We start from the raw sequence: 17210 nt of genomic DNA, 5'->3' as shown, positions 1-17210 counted from the left end.
TCTACGCCGTCGCCGCCCCCGGCGCGGGCACCGCCAACTGCCGTGCCAGCCAGGTCGGTACACCGCCGAGCAGCCGGAACAGCCGCCGTGCCTCCTCGCGCAACCGGGACGCCTCCGGCTCCACCTCCGCGTCCGCGAGCGACGCGAGGGCCGGTGCCGTACCGACGAGGTAGCCCAACTCCTCCCGGATCCGCAGTGATTCGGCGAAGCCGTGCCGTGCCTCCGCCAACTCCCCGTCCCGCAGGGCGAGTCCGGCCAGATGGCGCCAGGTGAACGACAGCAGCAGCGGGTCGGCCTGCTCGGCCGCCCCCGCGTGCGCGCGCCGGTAGGCGGCCCGCGCGGCCTGCGGCGATCGGGCCAGGTTCTCGGCGAGCAGCCCCCGCCGGAAGTCCAGCAGCGCCCGCCCACCGCCGCCCGGCGGGATCAGCGCCGCCGCCCGCCCGAGCGCGGCCCGCGCCTCGTCCGCCCGGTCCCGGACCCCGAGCAGGGTGGCCGCGTAGGCGAGCTGCCCGCGCTCACAGGCCGCCGCGCCCCGCTCGTCGTCACTGTGGGCCAGCGCCTCGGCCGTACGCAGCGCGTCCTCGGCCTCCTCCCAGCCCCGCTCGGTGTACAGGCAGCGCTCCACGAGCAGCGCGGTCCGCTGGAGGGCCGCCGCCGCGGTGTCGGGCCGCAGCAGCGCCGCCGCGTCGGCCCAACAGGCCCGCGAGCGCAGCCGCCACACCGCGGTCTGGAGGGGATCGTCATCGGCGGTCGTTCCGTTCCCAGACATGGCGGAATACGCCACGTTGCCCTCCCCGAGCACACCATTGAGCTGTTGAGTGGTGGCCGCATCTCAGCACGAATCCCGGCGCCCGGCCAAGAGGGTGGGTGAAAGAATTCACAAAGTCGTGTGATCGTCCGGGGAGCGCGGGGTCAGCTCATCCGCAGTGCCAGGAAGAAATCCAGCTTGTCCTCGAGGCGCGAGAGGTCCCGACTCGTCAACTGCTCGATCCTGCCGACCCGGTAGCGCAGCGTGTTGACATGCAGGTGCAGCCGGGACGCACAGCGCGTCCACGAGCCGTCGCACTCCAGGAACGCCTCCAGCGTCGGGATCAGCTCCGCGCGGTGCCTGCGGTCGTACTCGCGCAGCGGGTCCAGGAGGCGGGCGGTGAACGCCCGCCGCACGTCGTCCGGCACGAACGGCAGCAGCAGGACGTGCGAGGCCAGCTCCTGATGCCCGGCCGCGCACACCCGCCCGGCACGCGCCGCGGCCACCCGCCGCGCGTGCCGCGCCTCCTCCAGCGCCCCGCGCAGCCCCTCCGCCGAGTGCACGGCCGCGCTCACCCCGAGCGTGACCCGCCCGTCGCCGTCGAGCCCGGCCGACAGCGGATCCCGTACGGCCGTCAGGAGCACGTCCGCGTGGATACCGGACTCGGAGCCGTCGTGCTCCGCCGAGACCGCGGGCAGCGGTACGAGCGCGATCGCCTCGTCGCCGGAATGGGCCACGGCGATCCGGTCGGACGGCTCGGGGCCCGTCGCCAGCGGGTCGACCAGGATCTCCTCAAGGAGCGACTGGGCGACCGGTCCTGCCTCGATGTCGCCGCCCTCCCACTCGACCCGGGCCACCACCACCTGCCAGTGCGGGGCCGCCCCGAGCCCGGGCAGCAGGACGGGTGCGGCGACCCGCAGCCGCGCGGCGATCTCGGCCGGCGCGGCACCCGTCTGGACCAGCTCCAGGACCTCCTGCGCGAGCCGTCTGCGGACCGTGCGCGCCGCGTCCCGGCGGTCCCGCTCGACCGCGATGAGCTGGGTGACGCCCTGGAGCAGGTCGAGCCGCTCGTCCGGCCAGTCCCCGGCGTCCGCCTCGACCGCGAGCAGCCAGTCCGACAGGACCGTCTCGCGTACGTCCCGCGAGCGGCCACCACGAATCGGGAAGAGCGAGTACGTGGCGCCGCCCAGGACCAGCCGGTGCGGACCCCGGCGGCCGGTGCGGGTGGCCGTCAGGTGCTCGGCGGCCAGTTGCGCGCACACGTCCGCGGACAGGGCGGGCCCCGCCCCCGACATCTTCGCGCCCGCGATGAGCCGTCCGGTCGGCGACAGCACCCACGCCCGCAGGTCCAGGTCGGAACCGAGCAGGTCCAGGACCACGTCCGGGCCGCCGCCCGCCGGGCCCGAGGTCATCATCCGGCGGTGCCGGTCCACCACGGCCGCGAGATCACCGGCCCGCTCGCCGGAGACCTGCCGTACGACATGCTCGGTGATCGTCGCGAACGCCACCGACTCGTTGACCGCGAACAGCGGCAGCCGGTGCCGGGCGCAGGCGGCTATCAGGTCGTCCGGGACGGCCCCCAGCTCGGCCTCGCCGGCGGCCAGCGCGGCCACCCCGGCGGACACCAGGAGCCGTACGAACGGCTCGGTGTCGGAGGTGTCACGGCGCCAGGCCAGGCCGGTCAGGACCAGCTCGCCGCCGGAGAGATAGCGGCTGGGGTCGCGCAGGTCGGTGGTCATCACCCCGCGGACCGTGCGGTCCAGCTCGTCCGCCCCGCCGAGCAGCCGCAGCCCCAGCGCATCGGTGTCCAGAAGTGCGCGCAGCCGCATCGCCGTCGCCGCCGTTCTTTGTCTAGAAAACTACGATGAACCATGAGGTGCTGTGGGTGTGAGGCCGTGCGGGGCTGTTTCCCACGTTTCCACAGGGAATCGGAGGGGTTACTGATGGCCTCCGTTCATACGAATCTACAAGATGCCCGCGCTGGCCAGCCAACTCCTTCATGGTTTCCGTGACTGACCCCGTGGGAGCACGGCGCTGTGTACTGACCTCACGCTGCATTAACAGCGCATGAACGAGCCGGGCCCGCCGCACACGAACTGGCTTGATCCGTACGATCCCGTACGACCCACGAGACGAAGAAGAGAGCCGGTCATGGACTTCCTTCGCCCCGCAAGCTGGGAGGAGGCGCTCGCCGCGAAGGCCGAGCACCCCACCGCAGTACCGATCGCGGGCGGCACCGACGTGATGGTCGAGATCAACTTCGACCACCGCCGGCCCGAGTACCTGCTCGACCTGAACCGCGTCGGCGACCTCTACGAGTGGGAGGTCGGCGCCGACAGCGTGCGGCTCGGGGCCTCCGTCCCGTACACCCGGATCATGGAGAACCTGCGCGCCGAGCTGCCGGGCCTCTCCCTCGCCTCGCACACGGTCGCCTCCCCGCAGATCCGCAACCGCGGCGGAGTCGGTGGCAACCTCGGCACCGCATCCCCGGCCGGCGATGCCCACCCCGCGCTCCTCGCGGCGGGCGCCGAGGTCGAGGCCGAGTCGGTGCGCGGCAGCCGTCGTATCCCGATCGACGAGTTCTACACCGGAGTGAAGCGCAACGCGCTCGCGCCCGACGAGCTGATCCGGGCCGTCCACATCAAGAAGGCGGACGGCCCGCAGCAGTACTCCAAGGTCGGCACCCGCAACGCGATGGTCATCGCGGTCTGCGCCTTCGGACTGGCTCTCCATCCCGAGACCCGCACGGTCCGCACCGGCATCGGATCGGCCGCGCCGACCCCCGTCCGGGCGAAGGCCGCCGAGGAATTCCTGAACGCCGCGCTCGACGAGGGCGGCTTCTGGGAGAACGGGAAGATCATCACCCCGTCGCTCGCCAAGCAGTTCGCGGACCTGTGCTCCGCCGCCTGCAACCCGATCGACGACGTCCGGGGCACCGCGAGCTACCGCCGCCACGCGGTCGGCATCATGGCCCGCCGCACCCTGACCTGGACCTGGGAGTCCTACCGCGGCACCGCCGCCCGCACGGAGGGAGTCGCCTGATGCGCGTCAATTTCACGGTCAACGGCCGTCCGCAGGAAGCCGACGACGTCTGGGAGGGCGAGTCCCTGCTGTACGTCCTGCGGGAGCGGTTGGGCCTGCCGGGCTCCAAGAACGCCTGCGAGCAAGGGGAGTGCGGTTCCTGCACCGTCCGCCTCGACGGCGTCCCGGTGTGTTCCTGCCTGGTCGCCGCCGGTCAGGTCGAGGGCCGCGAGGTCGTCACCGTCGAGGGGCTCGCGGACTACGCCAAGCAGCGCGCGGAGCACGGGAGTTGCGGCACGTCCTTGCAGGAGGCCCAGCAGTGGGCCGCCAAGGGACACGACTCCCAGACCGGTGAGGGCACCCAACTCGCCCCCATCCAGCAGGCGTTCATCGACGCCGGCGCCGTGCAGTGCGGCTTCTGCACCCCCGGACTCCTCGTCGCCGCCGACGAGATGCTGGAGCACAACCCGACCCCGACCGACGCCGACATCCGCGAGGCGCTCTCGGGCAACCTCTGCCGTTGCACCGGCTACGAGAAGATCATGGACGCGGTCCGCCTGGCGGCCGCCCGGCAGGGAGAGGCGGTCTGACGATGGGCACCACCGGCACTCCCACGAACCTCACCCAGCGCTCCAAGACCCGGGGCGGCATCGGCGAGTCCACGCTCCGCCCGGACGGCACCCTCAAGGTCACCGGCGAGTTCGCGTACTCGTCCGACATGTGGCACGAGGACATGCTCTGGGGCCAGATCCTCAGGTCCACGGTCGCTCACGCGGAGATCGTGTCCATCGACACCGTCGAGGCCCTGAAGACCCCCGGCGTCTACGCCGTCATGACCTACGACGACCTGCCGACCGACGTGAAGAACTACGGCCTGGAGATCCAGGACACCCCGGTCCTCGCCCACGGCAAAGTCCGCCACCACGGCGAGCCGGTCGCGATCGTCGCCGCCGACCACCCGGAGACGGCCCGCCGCGCCGCCGCGAAGATCAAGGTCGAGTACCGCGAACTCCCGGTCATCACCGACGAGTTGTCCGCCACCGCGCCGGACGCGATCCTCATCCACGAGGGCCGCGACGACCACCACATCGGCCATGTCCCGCACCCGAACATCGTGCACCGCCAGCCGATCGTGCGCGGTGACGTGGAAGCCGCCCGGGAGCGCGCCGACTTCATCGTCGAGGGCGAGTACACCTTCGGCATGCAGGACCAGGCGTTCCTCGGCCCGGAGTCCGGTCTCGCCGTCCCCGCCGAGGACGGCGGGGTCGACCTCTACATCGCCACCCAGTGGCTGCACTCCGACCTGCGCCAGATCGCGCCCGTCCTCGGCCTGCCCGAGGACAAGGTCCGCATGACCCTGTCCGGCGTCGGCGGCGCCTTCGGCGGCCGTGAGGATCTGTCGATGCAGATCCACGCCTGTCTGCTGGCCCTGCGCACCGGCAAACCGGTGAAGATCGTCTACAACCGCTTCGAGTCCTTCTTCGGACACGTCCACCGCCACCCCGCCAAGCTCCACTACGAGCACGGCGCGACCAAGGACGGCAAGCTCACCCACCTCAAGGCCCGGATCGTCCTGGACGGCGGCGCCTACGCGTCCGCCTCCCCGGCGGTCGTCGGCAACGCCTCCTCCCTCGGCGCCGGACCGTACGTCGTCGACAACGTCGACATCGAGGCCATCGCCCTCTACACCAACAACCCGCCCTGCGGCGCGATGCGCGGCTTCGGCGCGGTCCAGGCGTGCTTCGCCTACGAGGCCCAGATGGACAAGCTCGCCGACAAGGTGGGCATGGACCGGGTCGCGTTCCGTCAGCTCAACGCGATGGAGCAGGGCACGATCATGCCGACCGGGCAGCCGGTCGACTCGCCGGCCCCGGTCGCCGAACTCCTGCGCCGCGTCAAGGCGATGCCCATGCCGCCCGAGCAGCAGTGGCTCGCCGCCGGAGAGGCCGCCGACGTACGGCAGTTGCCGGGCGGCCTGTCCAACACCACGCACGGCGAAGGCGTCGTCCGCGGGGTCGGCTACGCGGTCGGCATCAAGAACGTCGGCTTCTCCGAGGGCTTCGACGACTACTCGACGGCGAAGGTCCGCCTGGAAGTCGTGGCCGGTGAGCCCGTCGCCGTCGTGCACACCGCGATGGCGGAGGTCGGCCAGGGCGGTGTCACCGTCCACGCGCAGATCGCCCGCACCGAGCTGGGTGTCACGCAGGTGACCATCAACCCGGCCGACACCCAGGTGGGCAGCGCCGGTTCGACCTCCGCGTCCCGGCAGACGTACGTCACCGGTGGCGCGGTGAAGAACTCCTGCGAGCTGGTCCGCGAGAAGGTCCTGGAGCTGGGCCGCCGCAAGCTCGGTACGTACCACCCCGCTTGGGCCACCGCCGAACTCCTGCTGGAGGGCGGCAAGGTCGTCACCGACGCGGGCGAGGTCCTCGCCGATCTGGTGGACGTCCTCGAGGACGAGGCCGTCGAGATCGAGGCCGAGTGGCGCCACCGCCCCACCGAGGCCTTCGACCTCCGTACCGGACAGGGCTTCGGCCATGTCCAGTACACGTTCGCCGCGCACCGCGCCGTCGTCGAGGTCGACACCGAACTCGGCCTGGTGAAGGTCATCGAGCTGGCCTGCGCACAGGACGTCGGCAAGGCGCTCAACCCGCTGTCCGTCATCGGCCAGATCCAGGGCGGTACCACCCAGGGTCTCGGTGTGGCGGTCATGGAGGAGATCATCGTCGACCCGAAGACCGCCAAGGTCAGGAACCCGTCCTTCACGGACTACCTGATCCCCACCATCCTCGACACGCCGACCATCCCGGTCGATGTGCTCGAACTCGCCGACGAGCACGCCCCGTACGGGCTGCGCGGCATCGGCGAGGCACCCACCCTGTCGTCGACTCCCGCCGTTCTGGCGGCGATCCGCAACGCGACCGGGCTGGAACTGAACAGGACACCGGTCCGCCCGGAGCACCTCACGGGCATGTAGTCCAGGGGGACTTGAGTCCCCCTGACTCCCCTCTTTGTTCGTCTCGGGCCGTCCCCCGGGTCGTGCACCTTCCCAAAACCCGCCGCCCACAGGGCAGTTGCGCGGGTGCCCCTATGAACCTTGGGAGACGGCACCATGACCCAGCAGTCCGTGGAGCCCAGGACCACAGCCGAAGACGCGGGCGAAGGAACCCGCGTCCCGGCCGGCCGGTCCTGGCTCGACCGGTATTTCCACATAAGCCGGCGGCAGTCCACCGTCGCGCGTGAAGTGCGTGGCGGAGTCACCACCTTCATGGCGATGGCCTACATCCTGCTGCTCAACCCCCTGATCCTGTCCGGCAAGGACGTCGCGGGGAACACGCTCGGCCAGCAGGGCCTGATCACCGCGACCGCGTTCGCGGCGGCCTTCACCACCCTGCTGATGGGCTTCGTCGGCAAGGTCCCGCTGGCCCTCGCCGCCGGCCTCTCCGTCTCCGGTGTGCTCTCCTCGCAGGTCGCCCCGCAGATGACCTGGCCGCAGGCGATGGGCATGTGCGTGATCTACGGCGTGGTCATCATGCTGCTGGTCGTCACCGGCCTGCGCGAGATGATCATGAACGCGATCCCGCTCGCGCTCAAACACGGCATCACGATGGGCATCGGCCTGTTCATCGCCCTCATCGGCTTCTACAAGTCGGGCTTCGTGCACCAGGGCAGGGCGACCCCCCTCACCCTCGGCCCGGCGGGTGAACTCGCGGGCTGGCCCGTCCTGTTGTTCGCCGGCACCCTGCTCCTCATCTTCATGCTCCAGGCCCGCAACATGCCCGGCGCCATCCTCGTCGGCATCATCAGCGGCACGGTCGTCGCCGCGATCCTGAACGCCGCCGGGGTCATCGACCCCAAGCAGTGGGCCAGCGGCGCCGCCCCCGAACTGCACGGCAGCGCGGTCTCCATGCCGGACTTCTCGCTCTTCGGGCATGTGGAGTTCGGCGGCTGGGGCAAGGTCGGCGCGATGACGGTCGGCATGATCGTGTTCACGCTCGTGCTGGCCGGGTTCTTCGACGCGATGGCCACCATCATCGGCGTCGGCACGGAGGCGAAGCTCGCCGACGACAAGGGCCGGATGCCGGGCCTGTCGAAGGCGCTGTTCATCGACGGCGCCGGCGGCGCGATCGGCGGTGTGGCGGGCGGCTCCGGCCAGACCGTCTTCATCGAGTCGGCCACCGGCGTCGGCGAGGGCGCCCGCACGGGCCTCGCCTCGGTCGTCACCGGCCTGTTCTTCGCCGCCTGTCTCTTCTTCACCCCGCTCACCGCGCTCGTCCCGCAGGAGGTCGCGTCCGCCGCCCTCGTGGTCATCGGCTCGATGATGCTGATGAACGCCCGGCACGTGGACTGGGCCGACCGCGCCACCGCGATCCCGGTCTTCCTGACCGTGGTCGTGATGCCGTTCACGTACAGCATCACCGCGGGCGTCTCCGCGGGTGTCATCTCGTACGTCGCCATCAAGACCGCCCAGGGCAAGGCGCGCGAGATCGGCCCCTTCATGTGGGTCCTGACCGCCGTCTTCCTCGTCTACTTCGCCCTCAACCCGATCGAGGGCTGGCTCGGCGTGCACTAGCCGCGCGCCTCGACAGCTCTTCCCCGCAACCCCGTTAGGAGACCGAGAGATGCTGGACATCGCCGAAGAGCTGCACCGGTGGGTCGAGCAGGGCCGCGACTTCGCCGTCGCCACCGTGGTGGCCGTCAGCGGCAGCGCGCCCCGCCGGCCCGGCGCCGCCCTCGCGGTGGACGCCGACGGCACGGCGATCGGCTCGGTCTCCGGGGGCTGCGTGGAAGGCGCCGTCTACGAACTGTGCCAACAGGCCCTCACAGACGGCGAAACCGTCCTGGAGCGCTTCGGCTACAGCGACGAGGACGCCTTCGCCGTGGGCCTGACCTGCGGCGGAGTCATCGACATCCTCGTCACACCGGTACGGGCCGAAGACCCGGCCCGCCCGGTGGTCACCGCCGCCCTGTCGGCGGCCGCCCGCGGTCAGGCGGCGGCACTGGCCCGCATCGTCTCCGGCCCGGCCGGGCTGCGGGGCCGCGCCCTCGTCGTACGCCCCGACGGCTCCTACGACGGCGGGTTCGGCGCCCACCCCGAACTGGACCGCACGGTCGCCGCCGAGGCCGGTGCCCTGCTGGACGCCGGCCGTACCGGCACCGTGGAGATCGGCGAACAGGGCTCCCGCTGCGGGGCCCCGCTCACCGTCCTGGTCGAGTCCTCGGTCCCGCCACCCCGGATGATCGTCTTCGGCGCGATCGACTTCGCCTCCGCGCTGGTCCGCATCGGCAAGTTCCTCGGCTACCACGTCACGGTGTGCGACGCACGCCCCGTCTTCGCCACCAGGGCCCGCTTCCCCGACGCCGACGAGATCGTCGTCGAGTGGCCCCACACCTACCTCGACCGCACGGACGTCGACGCCCGTACCGTCCTGTGCGTCCTCACCCACGACGCCAAGTTCGACGTACCCCTGCTCCGGCTCGCCCTCCGTCTCCCGGTGGCGTACGTCGGGGCGATGGGCTCCCGCCGCACCCACCTCGACCGCAACGAGCGCCTGCGCGAAGTCGGCGTCACGGAAATGGAGTTGGCCCGCCTGCGGTCTCCGATCGGCCTCGATCTGGGCGCTCGGACGCCCGAGGAGACCGCCCTGTCGATCGCCTCCGAGATCGTCGCCAACAGGCGTGGCGGCAGCGGGAGTTCACTCACCGGCGCGCACACCCCGATCCACCACGACGGGGCGTCGGTGACGGTCGGGCGGATCGGGTCTGTGGCCTGAGACCCCGGCGCTCAGCGCGGCAGGGCGGGCCGGTCCGGTCGTACCGAGAAGGCCGTGTCGCCCGCCACCGCCACCAGCGCGTCCTTGACGAGCAGGACGTACGGGTCCGTGTCGTCCGCGGAGTCGCCGGGATTCTGGAGGGCGGAGGTGCGCCAACGCACCGCGCCGGTACGGACGTTCAGGGCCAGCAGCCGCCCGAACCGGTTGGCGAAGTACAGGGTGTCGAACTTCGCCGAGTACACCGGTGTCGACAGGTTCTCGATGTCCGTCTCCCGCTGCCACAGCCGCTTTCCGTCGCTGACCCGCACGGCGGTGACCGTCCCGTTGGGGCGGACGAAGTAGACGACGCCCTTGACCAGAGTGGGCGTGCCGCGCGTCGTGCCCGGCAGTGGGATCGCGAGCCCCCCGCCGACGGGGTCCACCTCCTCCAGCCTGGTGTACGGCTGGTCCTCGCCGGGGCCGAAGGAACCCGCCGCCAGCTTCGGCACCGCGAACAGCGGGCGCCCGTCGACCATGCCCAGCGGCACGGCCCCGGTGGGCACCGTGGCGACCTCCTTCGCCGTGCCGCCGGCGGGGTTCAGGTGCACCAGGGCGACACCGTCCTTGGTGGGGTCGTCCGCGGGAGTGCACAGGCCGTACGGGGTGCCGCCCAGGACCGCCGGGGTGCAGGCGTCGCCGACGCTCGACGACGCGGGCGTGGTCCACAGGCGGCTGCCCGACTCGTCGTAGGCGACGAAATGCGTCGCGTGCTCGTCCATCGCCAGGATTCCGCCGTCGAACAGGACGGCGTCACGGTCCTCGCTGACCGGGTGTTCCCACAGCTGGGTGCCGGTCTTCGCGTCCAGGGCCACCAGGCGGCGGGTGATGTAGGTCTGGGTCGAGTCCGGCTTGACGTAGGTGTAGACGCGGCCGTCCCTGACACCGATCGGGCGCGAGGTCTCGGGGCTGGTGCCCGACCGCCAGTCGACCCGGCCCGAGGCGGCGTCGAGCGCGGTGACCGTGAAACCGGTGCCGGCGCAGTACACAGTGGTGGTGGCGCCCGCCACACAGCCGGACTGGCCGTAGTCCAGGGGCTCGCCCGTCTTGGCGGTGAGCAGGCTCGCCCGCCAGGACTGCCAGCCGGTGGGCAGCGCCACGGCGGTGGTGGAGGACTTGGCCGCGGCCGTGCCCGAGTCCGTGCCGTCGGCCGACATCCGGTGCAGGGTCGTGAGGCCGAGCGCGGTGACGGCGAGCGTGGCGGCGAGGGCGATGGCCAGGCGTCGTCGTCCCCGGCGCGGGCGGGGGCCGCTGCCCGGGACGGTCTCGGGTGTCGCCGGGCGGGGGCGTGCCGGTGCCGGCGCGGTGGAGTCGGACAGGGTGAGCAACATGCCGTGCAGCTCGGCCAGTTGGGGACGGGCCGCCGCGTCCTTGTCCAGGCAGCGTTCGGCGATGCTCCGCAGCGGCTCGGGCACTCCGTCCAACCGGGGCTGCTCGTACATGACCTGATAGCCCGTCAGATACGGGCTGGCGCCGTCGAAGGGGCGGTTGCCGGTGGCCGCGTACACCAGCAGGGAGCCCAGCGAGAAGACGTCGGAGGCGGCGGTGACGTCCCGGGGCGCGGCGAACTGCTCGGGGGACATGAAGGGCGGGGTGCCGATCAGCCGCCCGGTCACGGTGAGGGACTGGTTGTCGGCGGCGCGGGAGATACCGAAGTCGATGACGCGGGGTCCGTCCTCGGCGAGCAGGACGTTGCTGGGTTTCAGGTCGCGGTGCACCACCCCGGCCTGGTGGATGTCCCGCAGCGCCTCGACCAGACCCAGCGCCAGGGTGCGCAGGGTCTGCCCGCCCAACGGGCCCTCCTTCTCGACGACTTCGGCCAGGGTGCGGCCGGGCACGTAGAGCGTGGCCATCCAGGGGACCTCGGCGTCGGGGTCGGCGTCCACGACGGGCGCGGTGAACGCGCCGCTCACCCGGCGGACGGCCGCGATCTCCTGCCGGAAGCGGGCCCGGAACTCCTCGTCCAGCGCGTACTGCGCGTGCACGACCTTGACCGCGACCTGCCGTCCCGAGGCCGACCGCGCGAGATACACCACGCCCATCCCGCCGTTGCCGAGCCGGTCGAGCAGCGTATAGCCGCCGATGGACTCCGCGTCTCCGGGGCGCAGCGACATTCGCCGGTCACCTTTCCTGATTCCCGTGCCCACAAGGGCCGTTCAGGATCATCACACTAGAGCGTTCGCCACGGGCGGCGGACATCGACGTCGGGGGAGAGGGAAATCGGTTGCGGGCCCGGGGTGCCCGCGTCTTCCATGGGCCCATGGTGTCCACCGACCGACTGCTCGCCTTCGCGACCCTGTCCTTCCTGCTGATCGTGGTGCCCGGCCCCAGCGTGCTGTTCGTGATCGGGCGGGCGCTGGCGCACGGCCGACGCGCCGCGCTGACCACCGTGGTGGGCAACACACTCGGCGCCTATCTGCTCGTCGTCGCCGTGGCCCTCGGCATCGGATCGCTGGTCGAGCGCTCGGTCTTGGTCTTCACGACCCTGAAGCTCGCCGGCGCCGCCTACCTCGTGTACCTCGGCGTGAAGGCGTGGCGCCAACGCGGCTCGCTGCGCGCCGCGTTCGCGGGGGAGGAGGCGGCCCCGCACAGCGGTCTGCGCACCCTGTGGGAGGGATTCGCCGTCGGGGTGGCCAACCCCAAGACGATCGTGTTCTTCGCCGCCGTCCTGCCCCAGTTCGTGGACCGCGAACAGGGCCGGGTGACGGCGCAGATGCTGCTGCTCGGCCTGGTCTTCAACCTCATCGCCGTGGTCTCCGACAGCGTGTGGGGCCTGGCCGCAGCCACCGCACGCGGCTGGTTCGCCCGCTCACCGCGCCGCCTCTCGGCGGTCGGCGGCGCGGGCGGCCTCACGATGATCGGCCTGGGCGTGACGGTTGCCGTGACCGGCCGCAAGGACTGACTGGGCTAGGCCCTGTCTTCAAATCCCCCTCGTCGCCCGGAGGGCGGCCCCGCGGCGTCCGGTGCGTGCTCTCGGTGTGCCGGGTGCAGGCCCTCGTACTGGATGTACTTGGGCTTGTGCCCGGTGCAGCGAGAGTGCGTGCCGGGCGTCGCGGGGCAGAGGGGGATTTGAAGACAGGGCCTAGGGCCGCCTCAGCAGCCGGTTCACCGCCCGCCCGAACATCGACCGCGCCACCGCGCGCAGCGGCCCGTCGAAGAGCCGCGGCAGGAACCGGACCCGCAGCTCCTCCCGCCAGACCACACGGCTCCGGCCGCCCGGCCCTGGCCGCACCTCGATCTCCGCCCAGCCCAGGACGACCCGCCCCCGCTTCTCCAGCCGGACCAGACCCGGCTCGTCCTCCGACGGCGGCCGCCACACGGTGACCTCCATCCGGTCGTCGAAGGAGAGCGGACCGAAACCCGAGCGGGCCACGAAGACCGTGCCCTCACCGGTCGGTGGCGGAGTGAGCACGGTGACCCGGGTCAGTGGGACCACATCGGCGTGGCGTGGCCACTCCGTCAACCGGCGCCACGCCTCCTCAAGGGGAAGCGGTGCCGTGCGTTCGAGACGGAAGCTGACCATGCAGAGATCGTAGAGAACCCTCCCTGTTCGACGGTACTTTCACCGACAGCTCACACCCTTGGCGTAGAGGTTCACAGGGACGGAGACGACGTACACCGGACAGCCGCCCCGAGTTTCCCCGCGCCCCGGCCGGAACTGACGCCTCCCCCCTACGCTCTGACCCGAGGGCGGGCATCCCGCCTGCCCACGGGGGAGTTGGTCGTCATGCCACTGAAGGCCTACGGCGTACTGATCACACGAGCGGTCGACACGCGGCGCGAAGGCGCCGCCGGCACACCGCACTACCAGATCCATCTCACGGACGACGCGGGCACGCACTTTCGAGCCGCCGTCAACGTCCTGTCCGCGGAGCGGCCCTCCGAGCTGCTCTACCTCGTCGACGAGGACTTCCAACACCCCGTCACGGCCCGCCTGGAGGGCCTGCCGAGCGGCTGGAACACCCTGCTGCCCGGGCCCGGCGGCCCGAACCTCGACTTCGTGCGCGGCAACCTCTTCGACCCGGCGCGGCTGCGTACGCTCCCGCCGGACGCGAGCGGGCCCGACAACGACCTCGCCGACCTCCTCGACCACTACGTACGACGCGCGGTGGACGACCCGGAGGCCCGGCTGTACGTCTTCGGCGAGCGCTTCGGCCCCGAACCGACCGTCAAGGACAAGGTGTTCGGGTTCCTGCCCGGCAACGGCGTCCACGACATCCATATGAACCAGGGCAACAGCCGCCGCTTCAGCGGCGACGACGGGGTCTGGCAGGACGGCGGCATCCTCGTCCACTTCCCGGCACGGTCGCGGTGGGTCGGCATCTTCCTCGCCTTCCAGAGCCAGTCCTGGCACACCGACGACACCACCGGCCACACCCTGGAGGGCACCGACGGCTCCCGCGACGAGCCCGGCGGGCAGCCCCTGCGGATCGTGGCGGCCCTCGTCAACCCGAGCGGCCCGGCCCCCGAGACGGAGAGCGTCACCCTCCTCAACGCCTCGCCCGATCCACTCGACCCGGCCGGCTGGCACGTCCGCGACCGGCTGGGCCACTCCTGCGCGGTACCGCCCGGCGCCCTCGCCCCGGGTGCCACCCTGCTCGTCCCGCTCACGGACGGCGTCCAACTCGGCAACCAGGGCGGCGAGATCACCCTCCTCGACGCGGCAGGACTCAAGGTGCACGGCGTCTCCTACACCGCCGAGCAGGCCGCGCGGGAGGGCTGGACCGTGGTGTTCTGACCCCGCCCGGCACCTCCCTTCCGTACCGCCCGCGCGTACGGCACCATGAGCGCGACCCGCACCGCAGCACCGGCCGGAGGGTGTCCCGTGGACCGCGAACTGCACGCCAGGCTCGACGAGTTGCAGCGCGACCCGTATCCGCTCTACACCCGGGCGCGGCAGACCGACGGGCTCACCCACCTCGCCGAACTCGACGCCTGGCTCGTCGCCCGGGACGCCGACGTACGCGAAGTCCTGCGCCGCCCCGAGGACTTCTCCTCCGCGATGGCGCTACGGCCCGACGTGCTGCCCGCGCCCGCCGCCCTCGCCGTGCTCGGCGGAGGGTTCGGCGGGCGGCCCGTCGTGGTCACCGCGGACGGTGCCGAGCACCAGCGGCTGCGCGCGCCCATCGTCCGCGGCCTCTCACCGGCCCGCGTCACGGCCGTCCTGCCGTACGCCGCCGAGCGCGCCGCCGCCCTGGTGGACGCCTTCGCCGGGGACGGGCACGTCGAGCTGATGTCGGCCTACGCCAAGCGGCTCCCCGGCGAGGTCATCGGGAGGATCGTCGGCCTCGACCCCGCCGATGTGCCCGGGGTCGTCCACGGCGGTCACCGCGCCGAGGAACTCCTCTTCCGCCCCCTGCCCGAGGACGAGCAGATCGCCGCGGCCGAGGACGTCGTCGCGATGCAGCGGACCCTCGACCGGTACGTACAGGAACGGTACGACGAGCCCCGCGAGGACCTCTGCTCGGAGCTGATCGCCTCCGTCGTGGAGGGGCCGCTGACGTTTGAGCACCGGCACCAACTCGTCGCCCACCTCCAGAACCTGCTCCTCGCCGGACACCTCACCACCACCGCGCTCATCGGCACCACCGTCCTGCATCTGTTGCGTCACCCGGGCCAGTGGGAGCTGCTGTGCGCGGAACCCGATCGCATCCCCGCGGCGATCGAGGAGGCGGCACGCTACGACACCGCGCTCCAGGGCTTCCGCCGGATCACCACCCGGCCCGTCGTCCTGGCCGGCACCGAACTCCCCGCCGGGGCAGCGCTGTTCGTCGCCTTCGGCGCGGCCAACCGCGACGAGCGGCGGCACGCGCGCGCCGACACCTTCGACATCACCCGCACATCGAGCCGCCATCTCGCCTTCGGCTTCGGCGTGCACAGTTGCCCGGGCTCCCAGCTCGCCCGGGAACAACTCCGCCTCACCCTGGAGGAGTTGACCCGCCGGCTGCCCGGCCTGCGGCCGGCGGAGGACCGTCCGGTCGTCATGCGGCCGACGATGATCCACCGTTCCCCGTACGTCCTGCGTCTGACGTGGTGACTCAGGGCCGGTACACCTTTCCGGGCTCGGCTTTGCCCGGCGCCAGCAGTTGCGGCACGGTCACGAACACATAGCCGCGTTCCTTCAGGGCGTCGATGACGCCGGGGACGGCGGGCACGGTGCCCGCGTAGAGGTCGTGGAGCAGGATGATGCCGTCCCGGGAGGCCTGGGCGAGGACGCGCTTGGTGATCAGCGCGGAGTCGGTGGTCGCGTAGTCCTTGGCGGTGACGCTCCACAGGACCTCCGAGAGGCCCAGTTCACGGCAGATCCGGTGCACGGTGTCGTTCGTGCGGCCCTGCGGCGGGCGCATCAGCGTCGGCCGCCTGCCGGTTATTCGTTCTATCGCGTCGTCCGTCCGCTCCAGTTCGTCGCGGATCTGCGCGGGCGTGATCCTGGTCAGGATCTTGTGGTCCCAGGTGTGGCTGGCCACCTCGTGGCCCTCGGCGGCCATGCGCTCGACCAGTTCCGGGTACTTCTCGATGTGCCGCTTGCCGAGCAGGAAGAAGGTCGCCGGGACCCGCTTCTCCTTCAGGATGTCGAGCAGCCGCGCCGAGTTCTCGCTCGGTCCGGCGTCGAAGGTCAGCGCGATGCACTTGACCTCACGGCAGTCGACCGTCCCGAACCGGGCCTGCGCGGTGGCGGACGCGGCCTTCGCCCGGGCGGCGGCCGGCGCCGTCGTGTCGAGCCTCGCGCAGCCGCTCGACGAGAGGGCCAGCGAGGCGGTCGCCATGAACATGCCGACGGCACGCAACCCGGCCCGGGTTCTTTTCCTCTTCTTACTCAGAGATGGCATGCCGGGACTATACACAGCGAGTAGAAACGGTGTGTATAGTCGATCGGCGTGGCCGCGGGAGGCGACTCCCGTACCGCGCTAGGCCCCCAACTCCCGCCCGAGGCGCAGGTTCCAGCGCCCGGACTGTCCGCTGAGGTCCGTCGCGGTCAGCGGGGGTACGTCCAGCCGCCAGAACGCGGGCCCGGGCACGCCGAGAACCGTGACCGCCAGGGCCCGTACGATCTCCTGCTCCACCACCGCGAGGGTCCTGCCCTCGAACGCCGCCGCCGCGTTCAGCCAGCGCGCCGCCCGCTCGCACAACGCCCGCACCGACTCCCCGCCGTGCGGCGCGGCATCCGGGTCCGACAACCACGACATCAGCTGCTCCGGCTCCCGGGCCATCACCTCGTCGAGGGTCAGACCCCGCCAGCGGCCCATGTCGAGCCCCGCCAACTCGGGCTCCGGGGCAGCCGCGAGACCGAGCGCGCACGCCGTCTCACGGCAGCGCGCGGTGGGGGAGACCAGCACCCGGTCGGCCGCCCGCAGCGAGCCGGCGGCGGACTCGGCGCCGGCCCTGCCGCTCGGGTCGAGCGGGGCACCGTCGTCGAACCGGGTCTCCCGCAGGGACCGGTTCATCGCCGGTGAGATCAAGGTGATGCGGCTGGTCACTCGGTCGCTCCAGTTCTCCGGGCTGTGGGGCACATCGTCTCGCGCGTAGGCACGGCGGGGGGCGGCGCGGGGGGGGTGGCGCCCCCCCCCCCCCCCCCCCGGGCGGGGACCCGGCGGGTCGCGCAGCCCCGCCGGGGCGCCCCCCCCCCCGTG

The 17210-nt window shown here is 71.9% G+C and carries 14 protein-coding genes; 8 read left to right on the top strand and 6 right to left on the bottom strand.

Translation table 11 applies throughout. From position 1 onward, the window contains the following. Window position 1: 1 nt before the first annotated feature. Together AB0M63_RS07305 and AB0M63_RS07300 are read right to left on the bottom strand one after the other, a co-directional pair. Window positions 2-784 (bottom strand): hypothetical protein, encoded by a 783-nt coding sequence (locus tag AB0M63_RS07305; RefSeq protein ID WP_355907272.1) that lies wholly within the window; start codon window positions 782-784, stop codon window positions 2-4. Between the two features lie 128 nt (window positions 785-912). After that, window positions 913-2577 (bottom strand): PucR family transcriptional regulator ligand-binding domain-containing protein, encoded by a 1665-nt coding sequence (locus AB0M63_RS07300; RefSeq protein WP_366018720.1) that lies wholly within the window; start codon window positions 2575-2577, stop codon window positions 913-915. A gap of 322 nt (window positions 2578-2899) precedes the next feature. On the opposite strand from AB0M63_RS07300, the gene AB0M63_RS07295 reads away from it, so the two are divergent. The 5 genes from AB0M63_RS07295 (at window position 2900) to AB0M63_RS07275 (ending at window position 9543) form a co-directional block, all read left to right on the top strand. Then, window positions 2900-3790 (top strand): xanthine dehydrogenase family protein subunit M, encoded by an 891-nt coding sequence (locus AB0M63_RS07295; RefSeq protein WP_366018719.1) that lies wholly within the window; start codon window positions 2900-2902, stop codon window positions 3788-3790. Then, the gene (locus AB0M63_RS07290) at window positions 3790-4359 is read left to right on the top strand and encodes a (2Fe-2S)-binding protein (RefSeq protein WP_366018718.1); all 570 of its coding nucleotides are present in this window, start codon (window positions 3790-3792) and stop codon (window positions 4357-4359) included. Before AB0M63_RS07295 ends, AB0M63_RS07290 begins: the two co-directional genes overlap by 1 nt. Window positions 4360-4361: 2 nt before the next feature. Then, the gene (locus AB0M63_RS07285; protein WP_355907261.1) at window positions 4362-6746 is read left to right on the top strand and encodes a molybdopterin cofactor-binding domain-containing protein; all 2385 of its coding nucleotides are present in this window, start codon (window positions 4362-4364) and stop codon (window positions 6744-6746) included. Between the two features lie 135 nt (window positions 6747-6881). Continuing rightward, window positions 6882-8342 (top strand): NCS2 family permease, encoded by a 1461-nt coding sequence (locus AB0M63_RS07280; protein WP_355907258.1) that lies wholly within the window; start codon window positions 6882-6884, stop codon window positions 8340-8342. 49 nt (window positions 8343-8391) lie between these two features. Then, window positions 8392-9543 carry an XdhC/CoxI family protein gene (locus tag AB0M63_RS07275; protein ID WP_355907255.1) on the top strand — a complete coding sequence of 384 codons (1152 nt, stop codon included), beginning with the start codon at window positions 8392-8394 and terminating at the stop codon, window positions 9541-9543. Between the two features lie 11 nt (window positions 9544-9554). Here AB0M63_RS07275 and AB0M63_RS07270 read toward each other — a convergent pair whose 3' ends face one another. Continuing rightward, window positions 9555-11693, bottom strand: a complete 2139-nt coding sequence (locus tag AB0M63_RS07270; RefSeq protein ID WP_366018717.1) for a PQQ-binding-like beta-propeller repeat protein — start codon at window positions 11691-11693, stop codon at window positions 9555-9557. A gap of 146 nt (window positions 11694-11839) precedes the next feature. On the opposite strand from AB0M63_RS07270, the gene AB0M63_RS07265 reads away from it, so the two are divergent. Next, window positions 11840-12481, top strand: coding sequence for a LysE family translocator (locus AB0M63_RS07265; protein ID WP_355907249.1), 642 nt, complete (start codon window positions 11840-11842; stop codon window positions 12479-12481). A gap of 180 nt (window positions 12482-12661) precedes the next feature. Here the strand turns inward: AB0M63_RS07265 and AB0M63_RS07260 are convergent, their stop codons facing one another. Next, window positions 12662-13102 carry an SRPBCC family protein gene (locus AB0M63_RS07260; RefSeq protein WP_366018716.1) on the bottom strand — a complete coding sequence of 147 codons (441 nt, stop codon included), beginning with the start codon at window positions 13100-13102 and terminating at the stop codon, window positions 12662-12664. Window positions 13103-13306: 204 nt separating this feature from the next. On the opposite strand from AB0M63_RS07260, the gene AB0M63_RS07255 reads away from it, so the two are divergent. After that, a complete protein-coding gene (locus AB0M63_RS07255; RefSeq protein WP_366018715.1) occupies window positions 13307-14317 on the top strand; it encodes a DUF2278 family protein in 1011 nt (336 codons plus the stop codon). Window positions 14318-14404: 87 nt separating this feature from the next. Beyond that, window positions 14405-15616, top strand: coding sequence for a cytochrome P450 (locus tag AB0M63_RS07250; protein WP_366018714.1), 1212 nt, complete (start codon window positions 14405-14407; stop codon window positions 15614-15616). 1 nt (window position 15617) lies between these two features. Here AB0M63_RS07250 and AB0M63_RS07245 read toward each other — a convergent pair whose 3' ends face one another. Both AB0M63_RS07245 and AB0M63_RS07240 read right to left on the bottom strand, forming a co-directional pair. Further along, on the bottom strand, window positions 15618-16352 hold the full coding sequence (locus AB0M63_RS07245) for a polysaccharide deacetylase family protein (RefSeq protein WP_366018988.1): 735 nt from the start codon (window positions 16350-16352) through the stop codon (window positions 15618-15620). A gap of 135 nt (window positions 16353-16487) precedes the next feature. After that, entirely contained in the window at window positions 16488-17057 is a 570-nt protein-coding gene (locus AB0M63_RS07240) for a histidine phosphatase family protein (protein WP_366018713.1), read from the bottom strand. Window positions 17058-17210: the final 153 nt, after the last annotated feature.

This window comes from Streptomyces sp. NPDC051576 (genome assembly GCF_040681835.1).
Taxonomy (GTDB): Bacteria; Actinomycetota; Actinomycetes; order Streptomycetales; family Streptomycetaceae; genus Streptomyces.
The sequence above is the reverse complement of the archived record's forward strand: the minus strand, read 5'-3'. Positions and strand labels throughout refer to the sequence as shown.

What these genes read in the sequence shown, in the direction of transcription:
- AB0M63_RS07300 (WP_366018720.1), bottom strand. Translation starts at nt 2,577, where the DNA reads ATGCGGCTGCGCGCACTTCTGGACACCGATGCGCTGGGGCTGCGGCTG.
- AB0M63_RS07295 (WP_366018719.1), top strand. Translation starts at nt 2,900, where the DNA reads ATGGACTTCCTTCGCCCCGCAAGCTGGGAGGAGGCGCTCGCCGCGAAG.
- AB0M63_RS07290 (WP_366018718.1), top strand. Translation starts at nt 3,790, where the DNA reads ATGCGCGTCAATTTCACGGTCAACGGCCGTCCGCAGGAAGCCGACGAC.
- AB0M63_RS07285 (WP_355907261.1), top strand. Translation starts at nt 4,362, where the DNA reads ATGGGCACCACCGGCACTCCCACGAACCTCACCCAGCGCTCCAAGACC.
- AB0M63_RS07280 (WP_355907258.1), top strand. Translation starts at nt 6,882, where the DNA reads ATGACCCAGCAGTCCGTGGAGCCCAGGACCACAGCCGAAGACGCGGGC.
- AB0M63_RS07275 (WP_355907255.1), top strand. Translation starts at nt 8,392, where the DNA reads ATGCTGGACATCGCCGAAGAGCTGCACCGGTGGGTCGAGCAGGGCCGC.
- AB0M63_RS07270 (WP_366018717.1), bottom strand. Translation starts at nt 11,693, where the DNA reads ATGTCGCTGCGCCCCGGAGACGCGGAGTCCATCGGCGGCTATACGCTG.
- AB0M63_RS07265 (WP_355907249.1), top strand. Translation starts at nt 11,840, where the DNA reads ATGGTGTCCACCGACCGACTGCTCGCCTTCGCGACCCTGTCCTTCCTG.
- AB0M63_RS07260 (WP_366018716.1), bottom strand. Translation starts at nt 13,102, where the DNA reads ATGGTCAGCTTCCGTCTCGAACGCACGGCACCGCTTCCCCTTGAGGAG.
- AB0M63_RS07255 (WP_366018715.1), top strand. Translation starts at nt 13,307, where the DNA reads ATGCCACTGAAGGCCTACGGCGTACTGATCACACGAGCGGTCGACACG.
- AB0M63_RS07245 (WP_366018988.1), bottom strand. Translation starts at nt 16,352, where the DNA reads ATGTTCATGGCGACCGCCTCGCTGGCCCTCTCGTCGAGCGGCTGCGCG.